The sequence below is a fragment of the Pseudomonas sp. MWU12-2037 genome (assembly GCF_023242345.1).
In the GTDB taxonomy this organism is placed as follows: domain Bacteria; phylum Pseudomonadota; class Gammaproteobacteria; order Pseudomonadales; family Pseudomonadaceae; genus Aquipseudomonas; species Aquipseudomonas gingeri_D.
Genome location: NZ_JALLIZ010000023.1, coordinates 19,233 through 39,697, shown reverse-complemented (window position 1 = coordinate 39,697; position 20,465 = coordinate 19,233). Strand labels below are relative to the sequence as shown.

The 20,465-nt window shown below is 60.6% G+C and carries 15 protein-coding genes; 8 read left to right on the top strand and 7 right to left on the bottom strand.

Annotation, left to right across the window (positions count from 1 at the left end; translation table 11 throughout):
* Positions 1-356 precede the first annotated feature (356 nt).
* Together M5B42_RS28290 and M5B42_RS28285 are read right to left on the bottom strand one after the other, a co-directional pair.
* Complete coding sequence (locus M5B42_RS28290; RefSeq protein WP_248747668.1) at positions 357-1,847, bottom strand: serine protease; 1,491 nt, start codon at positions 1,845-1,847, stop codon at positions 357-359.
* A gap of 711 nt (positions 1,848-2,558) precedes the next feature.
* Positions 2,559-4,037 carry a serine protease gene (locus M5B42_RS28285; RefSeq protein ID WP_248747667.1) on the bottom strand — a complete coding sequence of 493 codons (1,479 nt, stop codon included), beginning with the start codon at positions 4,035-4,037 and terminating at the stop codon, positions 2,559-2,561.
* 291 nt (positions 4,038-4,328) lie between these two features.
* Here M5B42_RS28285 and M5B42_RS28280 point away from each other — a divergent pair, with 291 nt between their 5' ends.
* Positions 4,329-5,453: an MFS transporter gene (locus M5B42_RS28280; protein ID WP_248747666.1), complete on the top strand. Its 1,125-nt coding sequence runs from the start codon at positions 4,329-4,331 to the stop codon at positions 5,451-5,453.
* Between the two features lie 107 nt (positions 5,454-5,560).
* Positions 5,561-5,944, top strand: coding sequence for a nuclear transport factor 2 family protein (locus M5B42_RS28275; protein WP_248747665.1), 384 nt, complete (start codon positions 5,561-5,563; stop codon positions 5,942-5,944).
* 49 nt (positions 5,945-5,993) lie between these two features.
* On the opposite strand, the gene M5B42_RS28270 is transcribed toward M5B42_RS28275, so the two are convergent.
* Positions 5,994-6,959, bottom strand: coding sequence for an aliphatic sulfonate ABC transporter substrate-binding protein (locus tag M5B42_RS28270; protein WP_248747664.1), 966 nt, complete (start codon positions 6,957-6,959; stop codon positions 5,994-5,996).
* A gap of 204 nt (positions 6,960-7,163) precedes the next feature.
* Here M5B42_RS28270 and M5B42_RS28265 point away from each other — a divergent pair, with 204 nt between their 5' ends.
* The 3 genes from M5B42_RS28265 to M5B42_RS28255 all read left to right on the top strand — a co-directional run bounded on the left by M5B42_RS28265 (position 7,164) and on the right by M5B42_RS28255 (position 9,044).
* Positions 7,164-7,517: a gamma-glutamylcyclotransferase family protein gene (locus M5B42_RS28265; RefSeq protein ID WP_248747663.1), complete on the top strand. Its 354-nt coding sequence runs from the start codon at positions 7,164-7,166 to the stop codon at positions 7,515-7,517.
* A 93-nt stretch (positions 7,518-7,610) separates the two neighbouring features.
* Positions 7,611-8,357: an SDR family oxidoreductase gene (locus M5B42_RS28260; RefSeq protein ID WP_103495087.1), complete on the top strand. Its 747-nt coding sequence runs from the start codon at positions 7,611-7,613 to the stop codon at positions 8,355-8,357.
* Between the two features lie 111 nt (positions 8,358-8,468).
* A complete protein-coding gene (locus tag M5B42_RS28255; RefSeq protein WP_248747662.1) occupies positions 8,469-9,044 on the top strand; it encodes a GNAT family N-acetyltransferase in 576 nt (191 codons plus the stop codon).
* Positions 9,045-9,050: 6 nt separating this feature from the next.
* Here M5B42_RS28255 and mapR read toward each other — a convergent pair whose 3' ends face one another.
* The 4 genes from mapR to M5B42_RS28235 form a co-directional block, all read right to left on the bottom strand.
* Positions 9,051-10,469 carry a GntR family transcriptional regulator MpaR gene (gene mapR, locus M5B42_RS28250; RefSeq protein ID WP_248747661.1) on the bottom strand — a complete coding sequence of 473 codons (1,419 nt, stop codon included), beginning with the start codon at positions 10,467-10,469 and terminating at the stop codon, positions 9,051-9,053.
* Positions 10,470-10,521: 52 nt separating this feature from the next.
* Positions 10,522-11,934: a cytochrome c oxidase accessory protein CcoG gene (gene ccoG / locus M5B42_RS28245; RefSeq protein ID WP_248747660.1), complete on the bottom strand. Its 1,413-nt coding sequence runs from the start codon at positions 11,932-11,934 to the stop codon at positions 10,522-10,524.
* Between the two features lie 207 nt (positions 11,935-12,141).
* Complete coding sequence (locus tag M5B42_RS28240) at positions 12,142-12,381, bottom strand: DUF3203 family protein (protein ID WP_177101857.1); 240 nt, start codon at positions 12,379-12,381, stop codon at positions 12,142-12,144.
* 71 nt (positions 12,382-12,452) lie between these two features.
* The gene (locus M5B42_RS28235) at positions 12,453-12,611 is read right to left on the bottom strand and encodes a hypothetical protein (protein WP_177101859.1); all 159 of its coding nucleotides are present in this window, start codon (positions 12,609-12,611) and stop codon (positions 12,453-12,455) included.
* A 251-nt stretch (positions 12,612-12,862) separates the two neighbouring features.
* Between M5B42_RS28235 and M5B42_RS28230 the strand changes: the two genes are divergently transcribed.
* The 3 genes from M5B42_RS28230 to glgB are packed head-to-tail and all read left to right on the top strand — an operon-like array spanning position 12,863 to position 20,465.
* Positions 12,863-14,860, top strand: a complete 1,998-nt coding sequence (locus tag M5B42_RS28230; RefSeq protein WP_248747659.1) for an alpha-1,4-glucan--maltose-1-phosphate maltosyltransferase — start codon at positions 12,863-12,865, stop codon at positions 14,858-14,860.
* A gap of 41 nt (positions 14,861-14,901) precedes the next feature.
* The gene (gene treS, locus M5B42_RS28225; protein WP_248747658.1) at positions 14,902-18,237 is read left to right on the top strand and encodes a maltose alpha-D-glucosyltransferase; all 3,336 of its coding nucleotides are present in this window, start codon (positions 14,902-14,904) and stop codon (positions 18,235-18,237) included.
* The gene (gene glgB / locus M5B42_RS28220; protein ID WP_248747657.1) at positions 18,237-20,465 is read left to right on the top strand and encodes a 1,4-alpha-glucan branching protein GlgB; all 2,229 of its coding nucleotides are present in this window, start codon (positions 18,237-18,239) and stop codon (positions 20,463-20,465) included. Before treS ends, glgB begins: the two co-directional genes overlap by 1 nt.

Below are 20,465 nucleotides of genomic sequence, written 5' to 3'. Positions count from 1 at the left end.
AGCTCCAGGGAGAGGGACTGCGGTGCTTATTTCGGAATAAGCAGTCATGACTCCGATGAACTGCTTAAAAGGAATAATGCAGGCTCTGTGCCAGTTGCCTGGAATACTGACCTTGTAGGAGCCGGCTTGCTGGCGATGGCGTCCATAAGATCGACACAAGACTCACTGGCCCCATCGCCAGCAAGCCGGCTCCTACAGGTAAGCGGTCAGCCGGTCGATTTGCGAGAGGCGGGCGAATGTCGTCCCACGAACACTCTGTTGAAGCACTGTTGCTCCAGCAACACCGTAAACAGGCTGCACAAAAATATTCTCAGCGATTGTTTCTTGAGTGCGGGCAGGCGTTGGGTGACGGTGGATCAGCTCTTCCAGTCATCGGCGACTTTGAGCCAATGCATTGAGGTTCTTGATGACTCGCCATGGGCATTTTTGCTATAGACGCAAAGCTTGGCTTCTTCCTGCGTGCTGTTCCAACTCGCCAGAAGGAGCCACGGTTCACGAGTACGGCGTTGCATTTCTTCATAGCCCTGAGGATCATCACAATCCACCTGTGAGGTCGGGCCTATTTTCGAATAGATCTGCGCATAAGTGGGCGGTGAAAAGTAGGTGGATGCAAACAGGTTATAAACCGCTGGGTCGGAGAAGTTTTCGCGTTCGGTGACGATATCGACGTTCGGCGGTTCATTGCCGTGATCCAGCAAGTCGACCCACATCGATTGATTATTTTTCATGATGCCGTGGAAAGGGGGCTGTTCGGAAGTATCAACACCGATGATGCATAACCAATGGCGACCCTTTGTCGTGCCGATTGCCTTATTGATATAGGCGTTGTCGGCACTGATAGCCTCACTGTAGCCATGGGGGCTTTCGCAAGGCGATGTCAATGAGCGCTCGATTTTGTAGCGATAGAAAGGCGTGCTGATTGAAAATTTCAGATCCCAGGATGGCATGACGGCTTCCAAGCCTTGATCGGGTTTGGCGGGCAGGAAGTTTTGCCGGTGTTGTGGGGCGATGGCGTCAATATCGTAGACTGGAAATAAGCTGCAACGGGTGATTGAGGGATCAAACTGACCGGATGTAAAACATCCTTGAAGGGACTGAATGGCAGAGCCGTATACCTCCGAGTCACCAATGGCACCATACAGGACCCCCACGATTTTACCCGTCTCGCGCTCCACGATTGGGCCGCCGGATGCCCCCCTTCCAATTCTGCGGCACTGAGCATTGAGACTGTTGAGCAGTATCCTCGATTCCCCGTCATTATCGATGTAACCATCCTTTGCGGGCGCCAGCGTACAGAGGGATTGATGCAAGAAATCCCCCCCAGGGGCGCCGATTATTGTAATGGCACTGCCAGGTTTCGGACGCGAGCCGATACTGAGTGGCTGGATACCCGCGTCGATCAGCTCTGTCAGCGAAGCCTCCAGTTCGATCACGGCAAGGTCGATGCCGCGTACGCTGCTCCAGTTGATTTTTTTCAGTGTGTAGGTTTTTATCTGCTCGATGACATCGCTGAAATAATTGAACTCTATCGTGAAGTCCATAATTTTGTTTGTGAGGATTTTGTCCGTGATGATTCTTTTTTGAGTGCGGCTGACGCAATGTCCAGCGGTTACCAAATAGGCGGGTTGCGCGGTCGCCTCATGGCGATAGCGGGTATCAATCAATGTGGCTGTACAATTGCCTGCCAGTCGGCCCACACCGCTCAAATGCCGGCTTTGCCCATTTTTATTTTTGAGAGCCAGACGAGGAGGAATGAAGTTGTCTTCTATTTCAAAGGCGGCAGCATAAAGTGAAAGCGTCAGAAGGTTGATATATAAAGCAAGGCCCGTGGTCAATAATGCACGCATGGTCTATTCCTTTAGGTTTTGCGGTATGTTCGATATCATGTGAGCGGTGATTGAACGCGATCTAAGCACATAGGCTTTTTATGTGTGCAATATATAGTTGTAGGCCCCCTCCCGTGAACGAAATCATCCAGTGGTCCGTATAGGTAGTTTATTTACCTGAAGGTCTCATATTATTGGTGGTCCTGCGTTATGCCTCGGAAATGTTCCTCAGCTCCTGGCTGGTCTGTGCGGATGTCTTCGATATTGGCCATGGTGTTGATGCGGTCTGTGTATTGAACAATACCTATCTGGAACCTGAGGGCCAGGGCGCCATGGTGCTGGCGTGCGTCAATACGGCGCGGCAATGCGTGGCCAGCGGCCCGAACCCGGCAAGCAGATGGGCGGCCTTGGTGATCGGGTTGAGGGATTTCATCGGGTGCTTCTGGGAGAGGGATTGCGGGTGCTTATTTCGGAGTAAGCAGTCATGACTCCGATGAGCTGCTTAAAAGGAATAATGTAGGCTCTGTGCCAGTTGCTAGGAATATGGACCTGTAGGAGCCGGTCGATTTGGGAGAGGCCGGTGAGTGTCGTCCCACGAACACTCTGTTGAAGCGCTGTTGCTCCAGCAACACTGCAAACAGATTGCACAAAAGCCCAATGGTCGGTGTCAATCAGGGCGCCTGCCTTCACTCTTGAGGGCGGGCAAGCGCTCGATGAGGCCGGGTCAGTGATTCAGCTCTTCCAGTGGTCCTCGACTTTGAGCAAACGCACTGCTGGTCTTGATGACTCTCCACGCACATTTTTTCCGTAGACACAAAGTTTGGCTTCTCCCTGCGTGCTGCTCCATGTCGTCAGATGTTTCCACCTTGCATGACCATCGCGTTTCACTTCTTCATAACCCACGGGATCATCGCAATCCACCTCTGAGGGTGAACCTGTTTTTGAATAAATCTGCGTGTAAGTGGGCGGTGCAAAGGTGGTGGATACAGACATTTTATAAACCTCTGGCCTTAAGGGTGCATCGCTATAGGCGAAGATATCGATTTTTGGCGGTTCATCGCCGTAATCCAGCAGGTCGACCATCATCGATTGATTGTTTTTCATGATGCCGTGGAATGGGAGCTGTTCGGGAGCCTCAACACCGATGATGCATAACCAATGCCTGCCACTTGTCGTGCCGATCACGTCATTGATATGAGCATTCTCAGTGCTGATGGCTTCACTGTAGCCATGGGTACTTTCGCAAGTAGGTGCCAGTGAGTGTACGGTTTTGTAGCGATAGAAAGGCGTGCTGATTGAGAGTTTCAGGTCCCAGGACGGAATGACTGCTTCCAGGCCCAGTTCTGGTTTGGCGGACAGGAAATTTTGCTGGCGCATCGGAGCGATGGCGTCAATATCGTAGACTGGAAATAAGCTGCAACGAGTGATTGACGGGTCAAACTGACCGGATGTGAAACATCCTTGAAGGTGTTGAATGGCAGAGCCGTATACATCTGAGTCACCATGGACACTATTCAGAACCCCCACGACTTTGCCCGTCTCGAGTTCCACGATCGGGCCACCGGAGGCCCCCCTTTGAATACCGTGGCACTGGCCGTTGAGCATGTTGCGCCATATCCAATGTTCCCCGTAACTATCCAGGTGATAATCCGTGGCGGGCGCCAGCGTACAGAAAGACTGATACAGGTAATCCAGTAAAGGGGCACCGATTGCTATAATAACGCTGCCAGGTTCCGGGCGCGCACCGATACTTAATGGCTGGATGCCCGCGTCGATTAGTTCTTGCAGCGAGGCTTCCAGCTCGATCACGGCGAGGTCGGTGCCGCGCATACTGCTCCAGTTGATCTTTTTCAGTTTGTAGGTTTTTATCTGGTCGCGGGCATCACCGAAGTAATTAAACTTTATCGTGTCGTCAATGGTTTGATTCGTGATGATTTTTTTGTGAGTGGAACTGATGCAATGCCCTGCGGTTAACAAATAGGCCGGTTGCGCGGTCGTCTCATGGTTATGGCGGGTATCAATCAATGCGGCGGTGCAATTGCTTCCCAGTCGGCCAACGCCACTAAAGTGCTGGTTTTGCCCATTTTTATTCTGGAGCCCTTGGCGGGGAGGGGGAGGAGCACCGACTTCTGTTTCAATGGTGGCGGCGTAAAGGGAAGCTGTCAGGAGGCTTGTATATAAAATAAGGCCGATGATGAATAATGCGCGCATTTCTCTATTCCTTTAGGTTTGCGGTTTGTCCGACATCATCTGATGGGTAATGCAAAGCCATCTAAACGCATAAACCCCTGGCACCTGCGATATATAGTTGTAGGTGCCATATGAAAGACGCAACCGGGCACCACCGGCGAAGCAGTGGTGGGCCTGTTCAAGGAAAATCAACCTGACTATCGGCAAGCCGGTTGGGCCGTGTAGAGATCGAAGATCAGAAAAATATTGTCAGCGATTGTTTCAGCCCTGCATGCTTGTGGGCTTCTTCCCCCTTGCGGAGACCCGTTCCAGATGCCTGCCGTGGCTGCTCACCCGACCGATTCCGCCTCCCGCCGTTCCGCCACCGTCCTGGCCCTGTGCCTGCCCAGCGACGTACTGCTTTACCTGTTGCTGCCGATGAACACCCAGGCCTTTGGCGTGACCCTGGCCCAGGCCGGGGTGTTGCTGGCGGCCAACCGACTGGTGCGGATCTTCGGTTACAGCTATGTGCTGCGTTATTACGCCCGCCACGGCGACCGCTCGACCCTGATGCTGGCGGCCGGGGGCAGTGCGTTCTGTGCCATGGGCAACTCGCTGATTTCCGGCTTCGGCTGGTTATTGCTGCTGCGCCTGGTCTGGGGCCTGGCCTTTGCCGCGATGAACCTGTCCACCCAGGTGCTGGCGACCCTGGAACCCAGTGGTGCCGCGCGCCGGGCGGGGCGTTCACGGGGAGTGATCGCCATCGGCCCGATGCTCGCGCTGGCCGTGGGTGGCTGGTTGAGCCTGCACTTCGGGCCGCGGCTGATTTTCCTGCTGCTATCCGGCGCATCGCTGATCGGCCTGTGGGTGGCGCGTGGGCTGCCGACGGTGGGGCATGAACTGGCAGCACCTTCCGGGCGGCGCTTCAAGCGGCCGGACAGCGTGGCGATATGGTCCTTTGTCGAGGGTGTGGCGCTGGATGGGCTGTTTATCTTCGGTTTGTCTTTGCAGGCCTCCGCGGTATTGGGTGGCAATGCGGTGATCATTGCCGGGCTATTGATGGCCTTGCGTTATGCCTCGGAAATGTTCCTCAGTCCTGTGGGCGGTCGCCTGGCCGACAGTTATGGCGTGGTGCGCATGTTGCTGCTGTTCTCGATCCTCAGCGGTCTGGCCCTGGCCGCTTTCGGCAGCCACTGGCTGATCCTTGGTGCCGGCGCCGTGCTGATTCTGCGGGCGCTGCAACTGCCGCTGGTGGTGACCCTGGTGGCCGAGCGCAATCCGGGGGCCGGGAGGGTCCAGGCCCTGGCGTCGAATGCGGTGTGGCGCGATATCGGTGCCGGTGTCGGACCGTTGCTGGCAGGGGTGCTGTTGCCGGTGGCCTCGGCCAGTTGGGTGTATTCCCTGGCCGGCCTGGCAATAGCCCTGAGTGCACTGGGCTGTGTGGTCTGGCGGCGTTAGCCGATTGGTACCGCACAGATCGGTCGGAATGGACCTTTCCATCGCCGCTCGCCGACCTTAGCCTCGCTGGGGTGATGAATGCCGATCACCCCAGCCAGGAGCTGACCATGCCGACCCTTGAAAACCTCGAACGCTTTATCGCCCAGGTCGAGGCCAATGCCCACGCCGAAGCGGTCGAAGCCTTCTACACCGCCGACGCTTCCCTGCAAGAAAACCAGGAACCGCCGCGAGTCGGGCGTGACTTTCATGTCGCCAAGGAGCGGGCGATGATGTCCAGGGTGCGTTCCATGAGCTCGACTTGCGTACGCCCGGCCTTTCTCAATGGCGATCATGTAGCCATTCGCTGGATTTTCCGCTTCGAATGGGCCGACGGCAGCGTGACCCGCATGGAGGAAATCGCCCACCAGCGTTGGGAGGGTGAGCGTATTGCCGAGGAGCAGTTTTTCTATGATCCGCAGCAACGCACTCCTGTCCCCCGATCACTCGATTGAGTGTCGTAATCAGTCTGCTGTCCTGGTGCGAGGTCGTGTGTTCGCCTGATCAGGGTTGCCAGATACCGACGTCCCGGGTGTTGATCTTCTGCGGTAGCAGACCGGCCGCGAAGAACGCATCGGCGATCTGCTGCTGTTCGCTCAACTGGTCGGCCGTGACCGCCTGCACGTCATAGCTGCGATGGCGGTTGGCGGCCTCGACCGTCGGCGCATCCAGGTTGCCCCACAGCGGGCCGAGGATCTCGGCGGCGTCTTTGGGATGGGTCTTGATCCAGGCCCCGGACTTTTGCAGTTCGGCAAACACCTGCTTCAGGACTTGCGGATGGGACTGGGCGTAAGGCGTGCTCGCCAGGTAATAACGTTTGTAGTTCGCCAGGCCCTGGCCGTCGGCCAGGGTGCGGGTCGGCAGTTGCCGTTGGACGCCGCTGAGGAAGGGTTCCCAGGCGACCCAGGCGTCGACCTTGGCGTTCTCGAACGCGGCGCGCCCGTCGGCGGGGGTCAGGTAGGCGGGCGTGATATCGCTGAACTTCAACCCGGCCTTGGTCAGTGCCGCGATCAGCAGGTAGTGGCTGCCGGCGGCCTTGGTCACCGCGATTTTCTTGCCCTTGAGGTCGGCCAGGGTCTTGATCGGCGAATCGCTCTTGACCACGATCGCCTGGGCTTCGGGGGACGCGGCCTCCTGGGCGAAGTAGGTCAGTCGGGCCTTGGCCGCCTGGGCAAACACCGGCACCGTATCGGCGACGTCGGCACTGATATCGACATTGCCCACGTTCAACGATTCGAGCAGGGGCAGGCCGCTGGGAAACTCATGCCAGCTGACGTCGATATGCTCCTTGGCCAGGGCTTTCTCCAGGGTGCCCTGGCTCTTGAGCAAGGTGATCAGGGTCGAGGATTTCTGGTAGCCGATGCGCAGGGTTTCGTTGGCGTCGACGGTGGCGGCGGCCAGGGACAAGGCAATGGCCAGTGCTGAAAGCAATAAACGGGAACGGGTAGTGCCGGGAACCAGGGCGACCATGGACACCTCGCAGAGACAGCAGTGAGAAGGGCGGGGCCGGTGGTCCGGTGGGTGGAGCTTATGAGAGGAGAGCGGTTTGGTTAAATAACCTCTTCGCATAACCATAGAGACGACTGGGCGTATTTGCGGGAGTTGTGTTGATCGACTCGGCATCCGGGCGCGGAGCGTTTAGACTGTCTCACCTCTTTGGCAGACGAGGCCTTCATGACCGATTTTACGGCAACACCGGTACTGCTGTTTTCCTACGGCACCTTGCAGGACAAGGCTGTGCAACTGTCCAATTTCGGGCGCGAACTGGCGGGCAGCGCCGACCGCATGCTCGGCTATGCTCAATCCTGGGTCGAGATCACCGACCCCCAGGTCCTCGCCACCAGCGGCAAGACCCACCATCCCATCGTCCGTCCCGGCAGCAACCCCGAGGACAGCGTGAGCGGCATGGTGTTCCAGATCAGCACCGAAGAGCTGGCGGCGGCGGATGCCTATGAAGTCTCCGACTACAAACGCGTCTTGGTCCGTCTGGCCTCCGGTCTGGATGCCTGGGTCTATGTAAGCGTTTAGTACCGCGCTTGCGACCTTTGGCGACTACACAAATAAGGCCGCCGACAGGTATGCTTTTGCGGCAAGTTACAGGTTGATCGAGGGAACGGGTTCATGGACAAAGTCATCGTCATCACCGGCGGCAGTCGTGGTATCGGCGCGGCCACCGCGCTGCTCGCCGCGCAACAGGGTTATCGCATCTGCATCAACTACCTGGCGGACGAGGAGTCGGCCCTGCGTGTGCTGGAGCAGGTGCGCGGGCTGGGTGCCGTGGCCATTGCCGTGCGCGCCGATGTCAGTACCGAGGACGAGGTGATCCGCCTGTTCAACCGGGTGGACGCCGAGTTGGGGCCGGTCACCGCCCTGGTCAATAATGCCGGGACCGTCGGGCACAAGTCTCGGGTCGATGAAATGTCTGAATTCCGTATCCTGCAGACCCTGAAGGTCAACACCCTCGGGCCGATCCTCTGCGCCAAGCATGCGGTGCGGCGCATGTCGCCACGCCATGGTGGCCAGGGTGGCAATATCGTCAATGTATCCTCGGCGGCGGCGCGTCTCGGCTCGCCCAACGAATACGTGGATTACGCCGCCTCCAAGGGCGCGGTAGACACCTTCACCCTGGGTTTGTCCAAGGAACTGGCGGGCGAGGGCATTCGCGTCAATGGCGTGCGTCCTGGTTATATCTATACCGAGTTCCACGCCCTGAGCGGCGATGCCGACCGGGTCAGCAAGCTGGAATCGGCCATTCCCATGGGCCGTGGCGGTCGCGCCGAAGAAGTGGCCGAAGCGATTATCTGGCTGCTCTCGGACAAGGCCTCCTATGCCACCGGGACCTTTATCGATCTGGCAGGTGGACGCTAAGTCGGTTTTTGCGCCAGGCATGTCGCTCGGGCACAACGCCCTGTCGAGTAGACACCGCACACTGTAACGCTGCTGCCAGGGCTTTACCTGGCCCGTTACAGGGACCCCCGAATGACCGTTATCTTTCGTCCTGCACTACGCTCGGACGCCCGCGAGATTGCCCGCCTGTTCCAGATTTCCTCGGAAGGGGCCTGCGACTATATCTGGAGCCAGTTGGCTGAAGGCGATGAGTCCTTGCTGGATGTCGGCGAGCGGCGGTATGCCCGTGAGGGTGTGGATTTTTCCTATGAGAACTGCTGGATGGCCGAGGCGAATGGCCAGGTTATCGGCATGTTGCACAGCTATCCGATGTTTGAAGATCCGCAGGCAACGCCGAGTACCGATCCGGTGCTCGCGCCGTATGCCGATCTGGAGATTCCCGACACCCTGTATATTTCCAGCCTGGCCCTGCACGAGGGCTGGCGTAACCAGGGCCTGGGCGCGCGCTTTCTTGAATATGCCCGCCAGCGCTGCCAGGAGCTTGAGCTCAAGGGCCTGAGCCTGATCGACTATGCGATGAATACAGGTGCCTGCCGCTTCTATCAGCGTCATGGTTTCACGATCGTTGGCGAATGTCAGATCGTGCCGCATCCAATGATTCGCGTGACGGGAGCGGCGTATCTGATGCACTGGCCCTTGGCGCAATAATACGGCTCACTGCTCCAGCAACGACCGCACAATCCGTCCCAGGGTCTCCATCGCCTGCTCCGACACCTCGTTCCACGGGCTGCCGTAATTCAAACGGATGCAGTTGCGAAAGCGCCGGGTCGGCGAAAAGATCGGCCCCGGGGCGATGCTGATGCCCTGGGCCAGGGCGATCTGGAACAGTTTCAGCGAATCCATCTGTTCCGGCAGTTCCAGCCACAGGAAGTAACCGCCGCTCGGCTGGCTGACCCGGGTCTGCGCCGGAAAATAGCGGGCAATCGCCGCCAGCATGGCGCTCTGCTGTTCTTCCAGGGCATAACGCAGTTTGCGCAGGTGCCGGTCGTAGCCGCCGTTTTGCAGATAGTCGGCCAGGGCCGCCTGGGCCGGCATCGAGGCGCACAGCGAGGTCATCAGCTTGAGCCGTTCGACCTTCTGCGCATAACGTCCCGCCGCCACCCAGCCGATGCGATAACCCGGCGCCAGGCTCTTGGAAAAGGAGCCGCAATGCATCACCAGGCCTTCGGTGTCGAAGGCCTTGGCCGGTTTTGGCGCCTGCTGGCCGTAATAGAGCTCGGCGTAGACATCGTCCTCGATCAGCGGCACCTGATGCAGACGCAGCAGTTCCACCAACTCCTGCTTCTTCGTCTCGGGCAGCGTCGCGCCCAAGGGGTTCTGGAAACTGGTCATGCACCAGCAGGCCTTGATCGGATGGCGCTCCAGGGTCTGGGCCAGCACCCCGAGGTCGATGCCGTCGCGCGGATGCACCGGGATCTCCACCGCCTTGAGCTTGAGCCGTTCCAGCACCTGCAGGCAGGCATAGAAGGCCGGAGCCTCGATGGCCACCAGGTCGCCGGGCTCGGTGACGGCTTGCAGGCACAGGTTCAACGCTTCCAGGGCACCGTTGGTGATCAGCAGTTCCTCCATGGGCAGCATCAGCCCGCCGACCATATAACGCAGGGCGATCTGCCGGCGCAGTTGCGGGTTGCCCGGCGACAGGTCGGTGACCACCATGCGCGGGTCCATCTCGCGGCTGGAGCTGGCCAGGGAACGGGACAGGCGTTGCAGGGGAAACAGCGTCGGGCTCGGGAAGGCCGAGCCGAAGGGCACGGTGGCGGGGTCCTTGATGGAGTCCAGCACCGAGAACACCAGTTCGCTGACATCGACCTCGGTGGACTCGCTGACCTGGCTGCTGATCGCCGGCTCCGAGAACGGGCTCGGCGTGTGGGCGTTGACGAAGTAGCCGGAGCGCGGTCGGGCACGGATCAGGCCGCGGCGTTCCAGCAGGTAGTAGGCCTGGAACACGGTGGACGGGCTGACCCCGTAGGTCTGGCTGGCATAACGCACCGACGGCACGCGCTGGCCGGGGCCGAGGACGTCGGTGCGGATCAGTTCAGCGATGTCGTCGGCGAATTTTTCGTAGCGTTTCATGGTAACTCTGGCGTTCGGGTTGATCGGCATCGGCGTTCGGGATTCTAAGGCATCAACGGTTCAGCGGGGCGACAAAGCGGCTCTTCGCCACGCTGTAGACCTCGGGCTCGTCGCTGTCGACCACCTTGAAACTCAGCTCCTGCGAGCTGCTTTTCGGCCTGTCGCCGAGCATCGCCACCGACACCGGCAGGTCGGCGATTTCGCCCGCCGCCAGGTTCAGTTCGGTCTTGCCCTGCAACTGGAAGCCCTCGCTGTCCAGTAGCTCCAGGCGATAGCGCTGGGGCTGCTGGGTCTTGTTGATGACCTTGAGGCTGTAGATATTCTCGATCTGCCCCTGGCTGTTTTCCCGGAACAGCCCACGGTCCTTGCTTACGTCCAGCGAGACCATGGGCCGTTCCACCAGGGCCAGGGCCAGCGCACCGATCATGATCAGCAGCACGGCGCTGTAGCCGATCAGCCGTGGGCGCAGCAGATGGGTCTTGCCACCCTGCAACTGATGCTCGGAGGTGTAGCTCACCAGGCCACGGGCGTAGCCCATCTTGTCCATGATCGAATCACAGGCGTCGATGCACGCCGCACAGCCGATGCATTCCATCTGCAAGCCGTCGCGGATATCGATGCCGGTGGGGCAGACCTGCACGCACATCTGGCAGTCGATGCAGTCCCCCAGGCCGACACTGGCCGGCGCCACATCACGCTTGCGCGGACCGCGGTGTTCACCCCGGGCAGGGTCGTAGGAGATGGTCAGGGTGTCCTTGTCGAACATCACGCTCTGGAACCGTGCATAGGGGCACATATGCATGCACACCGCTTCCCGCAGCCAGCCGGCATTGATGTAGGTGGCCGCGGTGAAGAACAGCACCCAGAACAGGCTGACGCCACCGATCTGCAGGGTCATCAGTTCCTGGGCCAGGGGCCGGATCGGCGTGAAGTAACCGACAAAGGTCAGCCCGGTCAGCAGGCTGATACCCAGCCACAGCGTGTGTTTGGCCGCGCGCCGGGCCAGTTTGTTCGGACCCCAGGGCGCGGCTTGCAGTTTGATGCGCTGGTTGCGCTCGCCCTCGGTGACTTTCTCGCACCACATGAACAGCCAGGTCCAGGAGCTTTGCGGGCAGGTATAACCGCACCAGACCCGCCCGGCGAACACGGTGATGGCGAACAGGCCGAAGGCGCAGATGATCAGCAGGGCCGAGAGCAGGATAAAGTCCTGGGGCCAGAAGGTCGCGCCGAAGATATGGAAGCGGCTTTCGGCCAGGTCCCAGAGCACCGCCTGGCGGCCGCCCCAGTTCAGCCACACCGTGCCGAAAAACAGCAGGAACAGAAAGCCCGCGCCACCCAGGCGCAGGCTACGAAACAGTCCGCTGAAGCTGCGGGTATGGATCAGTTGGTCGGTAGATTTGGCCTTCATCTTTGGACGCAAAGGCTCAAAGGTTTCAACACTCTGGACGGGGATTCTCTCGCTCATGGTCTTTCGCTCGTCAGCCTCCATCAGGCCTGGGCACTATGCCGAGCGAACTGTTTGCATAACAGACTCAGGTATTTGAATAAAAAGCGGATCAGATAGGCGTGGGTGGGGGCCTGCGACAGCTTGTCCTACCCCCGTGCCGCTCCCTGCCATCGTGCCCTGTGGCGCCGGGCGTAAATGCCGGGCGCCGGTGCTGACACAGGTCAATCAAATCACCGAATCACCGTCACTGGCCTTCACATGATGGCGGCCGTCGAAGGCACCGGCGACGGTCAGGGCGTCGGCTTGCGCTTCGGTAATCCAGATGAACCGACCGTCCAGTTCGGCGCGGGACATGCTTTTATCGTCGTCGGTACTGATGCGCACGGCGCTGACCGGCCCGTGGAGGCGGACATCGCCTTGCTCCAGGGCACAGGTCTGGTTCGAGGATTCGATATGCACGGGCATGGTGCTCTCCTTATGTTCAGGGGACGGCGCGGTTGGGGCGACATTCCCGTCTATGCTTCAGGCGCGCCGCTTCAGGCGATCACCGGGGGCATGGTCGTCGGTGGATCGATCCTGGGCGGCGGCGTGCTGCCCGGCGGTTCCTGCTCGGGGATCGGCTGTGGCTCCGTGGGTGGCAGGGTCGGTTTGTCGATATTGGGATCGGGCGTTTCTGCCGGAATCGGAATATTCATGAAGCTGGCCTCCTTTATGCGTGCTTCAGATAGGCGCCCTGTTATGTATCAGGGCACTCCGTATAACGGTGGACCCTGCCCGAGTGCTTTTGACTCCCGCTTTATGACGAGTGGAGTTTCCCGATAAATCGGTCTGAACTTTTATTCCGGCAGTAGGCTCCGAACTGAAGTGACCTTGTTTCAGGATGAAGCCGGTTGCCATGCAGATTACGCAGAGTAGAGCGTCCATGGGGCGTAAGGAGTGATGCTCGATGTCAGCTGATAAACCGTTGGACGAGGAGGGCACCGAAGTCCTGCCCTTGTCCCAGGCCTTGCTGCTGCCGCGCATCGCCATCGAAGACGTGGTGCCTACCGTCGATGGCGGGCAGTTCGCGGTCAAGGCGGTGGCGGGGCAGGAACTGGTGGTGAGCGCCAAGGTGTTTGCCGACGGCCACGACAAGCTGGCCGTGCTGTTGGCCTGGAAAAACCTGGGCGACGCCGACTGGCAACGCACCGCGATGACCGATAAAGGCAACAATGCCTGGCAGGGCCGCTTGCGGGTCGGCGACCAGGGGCGCTATGTCTATCGCATCGAAGCCTGGATCGATCAATTCGCCAGCTTCTGCTACGAACTGGAGAAGAAATTCGTCGCCGGTGTGCCCATTGATCTCGAATTGCAGGAAGGGCGGGCGCAAGTGCTGCACGCCATCGAACGCAGCCAGGACGATGTGGCCATGGGCCTGACGGCCTTGCATGAGGAATTGCTGCATCTGTCGAACGATGGCCAGGTCGAGCGCTTTCTCAAGGCCGCCACGGCGCGGTTGATGCGCAAGGCCGACCACCATGCCTACCTCAGCCGCAGCTACGACTATCCGCTGGAGGTGGAGCGCAGCCTGGCGCAGTTCGCCAGCTGGTACGAACTGTTTCCCCGTTCGGTCACCGACCGGGCGTCCCGTCACGGCACCTTCAATGATGTGCACAGTCGCCTGCCGATGATTCGTGACATGGGCTTCGACGTGCTGTATTTCCCGCCGATCCATCCTATCGGTCGCAGCTACCGCAAGGGCCCGAACAATGCCCTGATTGCCGGCCCCGACGATCCGGGCAGCCCTTATGCCATTGGCAGCGAGGAAGGTGGGCACGAGGCGATTCATTCACAATTGGGCAGTCGCGAGGATTTTCGCCGGCTGGTCAGCGCCGCGGCCGAGCACGGCCTGGAAATCGCCCTGGATTTCGCCATCCAGTGTTCCCAGGACCATCCCTGGTTGCAGGAGCATCCGGGCTGGTTCAACTGGCGGCCGGACGGCAGCATCAAGTACGCGGAGAACCCACCGAAAAAATACCAGGACATCGTCAACGTCGATTTTTATGCCGCCGAGGCGATTCCCAGCCTCTGGGTCGAGCTGCGGGATATCGTCCTGGGCTGGGTCGCGGAGGGGGTGAAGATCTTTCGCGTCGACAACCCCCACACCAAGCCGCTGCCGTTCTGGCAGTGGTTGATCGCCGATGTGCGCGGCGTCCATCCCGAGGTGATCTTTCTCGCCGAGGCGTTCACCACGCCGGCAATGATGGCGCGCCTGGGCAAGGTCGGTTATTCCCAGAGCTACACCTATTTCACCTGGCGCAACACCAAGGCTGAACTGTCCGCCTATTTCACCGAGCTGAACCAATCGCCCTGGAGCGAGTGCTTCCGGCCGAATTTCTTTGTCAATACGCCGGACATCAACCCGGCCTTCCTCCACCATTCCGGCCGCGCCGGGTTCCTTATCCGCGCGGCGCTGGCCACCATGGGTTCGGGGCTCTGGGGCATGTACTCGGGGTTCGAGCTGTGCGAGTCGGCGGCCTTGCCGGGCAGGGAGGAATACCTGGATTCGGAGAAATACGAGATCCGTCCACGGGACTTCAGCGCGCCGGGCAACATCATCGCCGAGATCGCCCAGCTCAATCGTATCCGCCGCCAGCACCCGGCCTTGCAGACGCACCTGGGGTTGCAGGTCTACAACGCCTGGAACGACAACATCCTGTATTTCGGCAAGCGCACGGCGGACCTGGAGAGTTTCATCCTGGTGGCGGTCAGCCTTGATCCCCATAACGCCCAGGAAGCGCACTTCGAATTGCCCTTGTGGGAATTCGGCCTGGCGGATGATGCCGCCACCCGTGGCGAAGACTTGATGAACGGCCACACCTGGACCTGGTACGGCAAGACCCAGTGGATGCGTATCGAACCGTGGCACCAGCCGTTCGGGATCTGGCGGATCACCAGGATCTGACGCTGTGTCCCCTTGCCACAATGAATTCCAAGGAGTGACCCATGGCGAAAAAAAGCCGCCCAGCCAGCTTTATCGACGACCCGCTCTGGTACAAGGACGCGGTGATCTACCAGGTACACGTCAAATCCTTCTTCGACTCGAACAACGATGGCATCGGCGACTTTCCCGGCCTGATCGCCAAGCTCGACTACATCGCCGACCTCGGCGTGAACACCATCTGGCTGCTGCCGTTCTACCCCTCGCCACGCCGCGACGACGGCTACGACATCGCCGAATACCGTGGCGTGCACAGCGACTACGGGACGATGGCCGATGCCAAGCGCTTTATCGCCGAAGCCCACAAGCGCGGCCTGCGGGTCATCGCCGAACTGGTGATCAACCACACCTCGGACCAGCACGCCTGGTTCCAGCGCGCGCGCCTGGCCAAGCCCGGTTCCAGCGCCCGCAACTTCTACGTCTGGTCCGACACCGACGACAAATACACCGACACCCGGATCATCTTCCTCGACACCGAGAAGTCCAACTGGACCTGGGACCCGGTGGCCGGCCAGTACTTCTGGCACCGCTTCTATTCCCACCAGCCGGACCTGAACTTCGACCATCCGCCGGTGTTGCAAGCGGTGCTGGCGGTGATGCGCTACTGGCTCGACCTGGGCATCGACGGCCTGCGCCTGGACGCCATTCCCTACCTGATCGAGCGTGACGGCACCCACAACGAGAACCTGCCCGAGACCCACCAGGTGCTCAAGAAGATCCGTGCCGAAATCGATGCGCATTATCCCGATCGCATGCTGCTGGCCGAAGCCAACCAGTGGCCGGAAGACACCCAGCTGTACTTCGGTGACAAAAGAGGCGACGACGGCGACGAATGCCATATGGCCTTCCACTTTCCGCTGATGCCGCGCATGTACATGGCGCTGGCCCAGGAGGACCGTTTTCCGATCACCGATATCCTGCGCCAGACCCCGGAAATTCCCGCCAATTGCCAGTGGGCGATCTTCTTGCGCAACCACGATGAGCTGACCCTGGAAATGGTCACCGACCGTGAGCGCGACTACCTCTGGAACTACTACGCCGCCGACCGCCGGGCGCGGATCAACCTCGGTATCCGTCGACGCCTGGCACCGCTGATGGAGCGCGACCGCCGCCGCATCGAACTGCTCAACAGCCTGCTGCTGTCGATGCCGGGCACGCCGACCCTGTACTACGGCGATGAAATCGGCATGGGCGACAATATCTACCTGGGCGACCGCGATGGCGTGCGCACGCCGATGCAATGGTCCATCGACCGCAACGGCGGCTTCTCCCGCGCCGACCCGGCCAGCCTGGTGCTGCCGCCGATCATGGACCCGCTCTACGGTTATCAGTCGGTGAACGTCGAGACCCAGGCCGGCGACCCCCATTCGCTGCTGAACTGGACCCGCCGCCTGCTGGCGGTGCGCAAGCAGCAGAAAGCCTTTGGCCGCGGCAGCCTGAAAATGCTCTCGCCGAACAACCGCCGCATCCTCGCCTATACCCGCGAATACACCGGGCTCGATGGCAAGCACGAGATCATCCTCTGTGTCGCCAACGTGTCCCGCACCGCCCAGGCGGCGGAGCTGGAACTGTCCGCGTTTGCCGGCCGGGTGCCGGTGGAGATGCTCGGCGGCAACGCGTTCCCGCCCATCGGCCAGCTCAATTTCCTGCTGACCCTGCCACCCTATGGCTTCTACTGGTTCCTGCTCGCCACGGAAACGCAAATGCCCAGCTGGCACGTGGAACCGGTGCAGAGCCTGCCGGACTTCACCACCCTGGTGCTGAAACACCGTATGGAAGAACTGCTGGAAAGCCCTTCGCGCACGGCCCTGGAGCAGACGGTTCTGCCGGAATGGTTGCCCAAGCGGCGCTGGTTCGCCGGCAAGGATACGGCGCTGGAACAGGTGCGCCTGGTCTATGGCGTGCGCTTCGGTGACCCGCAGCATCCTGTGCTGCTCGCTGAAGTCGAAGTCACGGCGGATGGCCGGAGCAGTCGTTACCAGTTGCCGTTCGGGTTTCTGGTCGAGGAACAGACCAACGCCGCATTACCGCAACAGTTGGCCATGGCCCGGGTCCGCCGGGGGCGGCAAGTGGGCCTGATCACTGATGCATTCAACCTTGAGCCGTTTATCCGCGCGGTCATCGACGGCATGCGCGGCGACACGGTATTGGTCGGCGGCGATGGCGAGCTGCACTTCCAGGCCGAACCCGGACTCAAGGCCCTGGAGCTGCCCGCCGACATGGCGGTGCGTTACCTGTCGTCCGAGCAGTCCAACAGTTCGGTGGTGGTGGCCGAGCGGATCATGCTCAAGCTGATCCGCAAGGTCAGTGCCGGTGTGCACCCGGAACTGGAAATGAGCGCCTACCTTACCGCTGCCGGTTTCCAGCATATTTCGCCGTTGCTGGGTTCGGTGGTGCGTCGTGATGCCAAGGGCGAAGACAGCCTGCTGATGATTGCCCAAGGGATGCTCAACAACCAGGGTGATGCCTGGAGCTGGACCCAGAATAATCTGGAGCGGGCGATTCGCGATGAATTGGCCGACGCCGTTTCGGACCATGAGCAGCATTTCAATGCCCTCGGTGAACTGGCGGATTTCGCCGCCTTGCTCGGCCAGCGCCTGGGCGAGATGCACCTGGTGCTCGCGGCACCCACCGTCGACCCGGCCTTCAGTGCCCAGGCGAGTACGGCCAAGGATGCGCAGCATTGGAGCAAGACGATCTGCAGTCAGATGGAGCATGCCTTGCGTTTGCTCAAGCAGCACCAGCACGGGTTGCCGGAGAATGAGCGGGCGCTGGTGGGCCGTCTGCTGGAGCAGAAAAAAGCCATTCTTGACTATATTCAGAAATTGGCCGGCCAAGTGGTGGGCGGTCTGCGCCTGCGGGTCCATGGCGACCTGCATCTGGGCCAGGTGCTGGTGGTGCAGGGCGATGCCTACCTGATCGACTTCGAAGGGGAGCCGGCCCGTTCGTTGCAGGAGCGTCGCGGCAAACACAGCCCTTACAAAGATGTCAGTGGTGTGTTGCGTTCGTTCGACTACGCTGCGGCCATGGCCTACAGCAGCGCCACGGTCCTTGAATCGTCGGGGGCTGTCGGGCCGGCCAGTCGACGCGTGACCCAGCGTTATCTGAGGGACGCCCGCAAGGCCTTTATCCAGGCATATCGGCGGGCGACGGCTAATCTTGTTCAGGCATGGCAGGATCCGGCCGGCGACGAAGCGGCCCTGACCCTGTTCAGCCTGGAGAAGGCCGCGTATGAAATTGTCTATGAGGCGGAAAACCGCCCTGCCTGGCTCAGCGTGCCGTTGCAGGGTTTGAGCGGGTTGTTGAGTGAAGTGAAAACCTTGTCCGGTGGAGAGCAGTGATGAGTTTGAGCAAGGAACAAGGTAAACCTGTGAACCGTGCATTGCCCGCGAAGAAGGATATCGAGGCCCTGGTACGGGCTGAGCACCAGGACCCGTTTGCCATCCTCGGCCCCCATGACGACGATGTCGGAGGGCAGTATATCCGCGCCTTCCTGCCCGGCGCCCTGGGCGTCCAGGCCTTGGCCCGCGACAGCGAGGAGGTCCTGGGCAGTCTCGACGGCACCGAGGTGCCGGGCTTGTTTGTCGGTCACTTCGCCCAGCGCCAGCCCTATCTGTTGCGCATCCAGTGGGCGGCGGGGGAGCAGATCTGCGAGGACCCCTACAGCTTCGGGCCGTTACTCGGGGAGATGGACCTCTACCTGTTCGCCGAAGGCAACCATCGTGACCTGAGCAACTGTCTCGGTGCCCAGGTGACCCAGGTCGACGGCGTCGACGGTGTGCGTTTCGCGGTCTGGGCGCCGAATGCCCGGCGGGTCTCGGTGGTCGGTGACTTCAATATCTGGGACGGGCGTCGGCATCCGATGCGCCTGCGTCATCCCAGCGGCGTCTGGGAAATCTTTGTGCCGCGTCTGCATCCGGGCGAGGCCTACAAGTACGAGATTCTCGGCAAGGACGCGATCCTGCCGCTCAAGGCCGATCCCATGGCCCTGGCCACCCAGTTGCCGCCGGACACCGCTTCGCGCGTCGCTTCGCCCCTGCGCATCGACTGGCAGGACCAGGCCTGGATGGAGTCGCGCGGTGCCCGGCATCGACATGACGCGCCGCTGTCGATCTATGAGCTGCATGCCGGTTCCTGGCAGTGCGAGATCGACGAAGTCGGCGAAGTGTCCCGCCAGTACAACTGGGGCGAGCTGGCCGAGCGGCTGATTCCCTATGTCCAGCAGTTGGGTTTCACCCATATCGAACTGATGCCGATCATGGAGCATCCGTTCGGCGGCTCCTGGGGTTATCAGCCGTTGTCGCAGTTCGCGCCGAGTGCGCGTTATGGCAGCCCGGATGATTTCGCCGCCTTTGTCGACGCCTGCCATCGGGCTGAAATCGGCGTGATCCTCGACTGGGTACCGGCGCATTTTCCTACCGATACCCACGGCCTGGCGCAGTTCGACGGCACCGCCTTGTATGAGTACGGCAACCCGCTGGAAGGTTTTCACCAGGACTGGGACACCCTGATCTACAACCTCGGGCGCACCGAGGTCCACGGCTTTATGCTGGCTTCGGCGCTGCACTGGCTCAAGCATTTCCATGTCGACGGCCTGCGGGTGGATGCGGTGGCGTCGATGCTCTACCGCGACTATTCGCGCAAGGCCGGCGAGTGGGTACCGAACCGTCACGGTGGCCGGGAAAACCTCGAGGCCATCGAGTTCGTGCGTCATCTCAATGATGTGGTGGCCCTGGAAGCCCCCGGCGCCCTGGTGATCGCCGAGGAGTCCACGGCCTGGCCGGGGGTGAGCCAAGGCACCCAGCAGGGCGGGCTCGGGTTCGCTTACAAATGGAACATGGGCTGGATGCACGATTCGCTGCACTACATCCAGCAGGACCCGGTGTACCGCGCCCACCATCACAACGAACTGAGCTTCGGCCTGGTGTATGCCTGGTCCGAGCGTTTTATCCTGCCGATTTCCCATGACGAGGTGGTGCACGGCAAGCATTCGCTGATCGACAAGATGCCCGGCGATCGCTGGCAGAAGTTCGCCAACCTGCGGGCCTACCTGAGTTTCATGTGGGGGCATCCGGGCAAGAAGCTGCTGTTCATGGGGTGCGAGTTCGGTCAGTGGCGCGAGTGGAATCACGATCAGCAGCTGGACTGGTATCTGCTGCAGTATTCCGAGCACCTCGGGGTGCAGAAGCTGGTGAGCGACCTGAACCGCTTGTACCGCGAGGAGCCGGCGCTGTATGACCAGGACGATGTGCCCCAGGGCTTCCAGTGGTTGATCGGCGACGATGCGACCAACAGCGTCTATGCCTGGCTGCGCTGGAGTCGGGAAGGGCGACCGTTGCTGGTGGTCGCCAACTTCACCCCGGTGCCGCGCGAGGCCTATCGGGTCGGCGTGCCCTTTGCCGGGCAGTGGAAGGAAGTGATCAACAGCGATGCGGCGATGTATGCCGGCTCCAACTATGGCAATGGCGGCGGGGCCTTCACCGAAGACCACGCCAGCCATGGCCAGGCCGTGTCGCTGGTGCTGAACCTGCCGCCACTGGCGGTGCTGATGTTGCGGCCGGAGGGCTAG

Bases quoted from the DNA above. Each gene is read 5' to 3' on its own strand.
- M5B42_RS28290 (WP_248747668.1), bottom strand. From the start codon at position 1,847: ATGCGTGCATTATTGACCACGGGCCTTGCTTTATATATCAACCTTCTG.
- M5B42_RS28285 (WP_248747667.1), bottom strand. From the start codon at position 4,037: ATGCGCGCATTATTCATCATCGGCCTTATTTTATATACAAGCCTCCTG.
- M5B42_RS28280 (WP_248747666.1), top strand. From the start codon at position 4,329: ATGCCTGCCGTGGCTGCTCACCCGACCGATTCCGCCTCCCGCCGTTCC.
- M5B42_RS28275 (WP_248747665.1), top strand. From the start codon at position 5,561: ATGCCGACCCTTGAAAACCTCGAACGCTTTATCGCCCAGGTCGAGGCC.
- M5B42_RS28270 (WP_248747664.1), bottom strand. From the start codon at position 6,959: ATGGTCGCCCTGGTTCCCGGCACTACCCGTTCCCGTTTATTGCTTTCA.
- M5B42_RS28265 (WP_248747663.1), top strand. From the start codon at position 7,164: ATGACCGATTTTACGGCAACACCGGTACTGCTGTTTTCCTACGGCACC.
- M5B42_RS28260 (WP_103495087.1), top strand. From the start codon at position 7,611: ATGGACAAAGTCATCGTCATCACCGGCGGCAGTCGTGGTATCGGCGCG.
- M5B42_RS28255 (WP_248747662.1), top strand. From the start codon at position 8,469: ATGACCGTTATCTTTCGTCCTGCACTACGCTCGGACGCCCGCGAGATT.
- mapR (WP_248747661.1), bottom strand. From the start codon at position 10,469: ATGAAACGCTACGAAAAATTCGCCGACGACATCGCTGAACTGATCCGC.
- ccoG (WP_248747660.1), bottom strand. From the start codon at position 11,934: ATGAGCGAGAGAATCCCCGTCCAGAGTGTTGAAACCTTTGAGCCTTTG.
- M5B42_RS28240 (WP_177101857.1), bottom strand. From the start codon at position 12,381: ATGCCCGTGCATATCGAATCCTCGAACCAGACCTGTGCCCTGGAGCAA.
- M5B42_RS28235 (WP_177101859.1), bottom strand. From the start codon at position 12,611: ATGAATATTCCGATTCCGGCAGAAACGCCCGATCCCAATATCGACAAA.
- M5B42_RS28230 (WP_248747659.1), top strand. From the start codon at position 12,863: ATGTCAGCTGATAAACCGTTGGACGAGGAGGGCACCGAAGTCCTGCCC.
- treS (WP_248747658.1), top strand. From the start codon at position 14,902: ATGGCGAAAAAAAGCCGCCCAGCCAGCTTTATCGACGACCCGCTCTGG.
- glgB (WP_248747657.1), top strand. From the start codon at position 18,237: ATGAGTTTGAGCAAGGAACAAGGTAAACCTGTGAACCGTGCATTGCCC.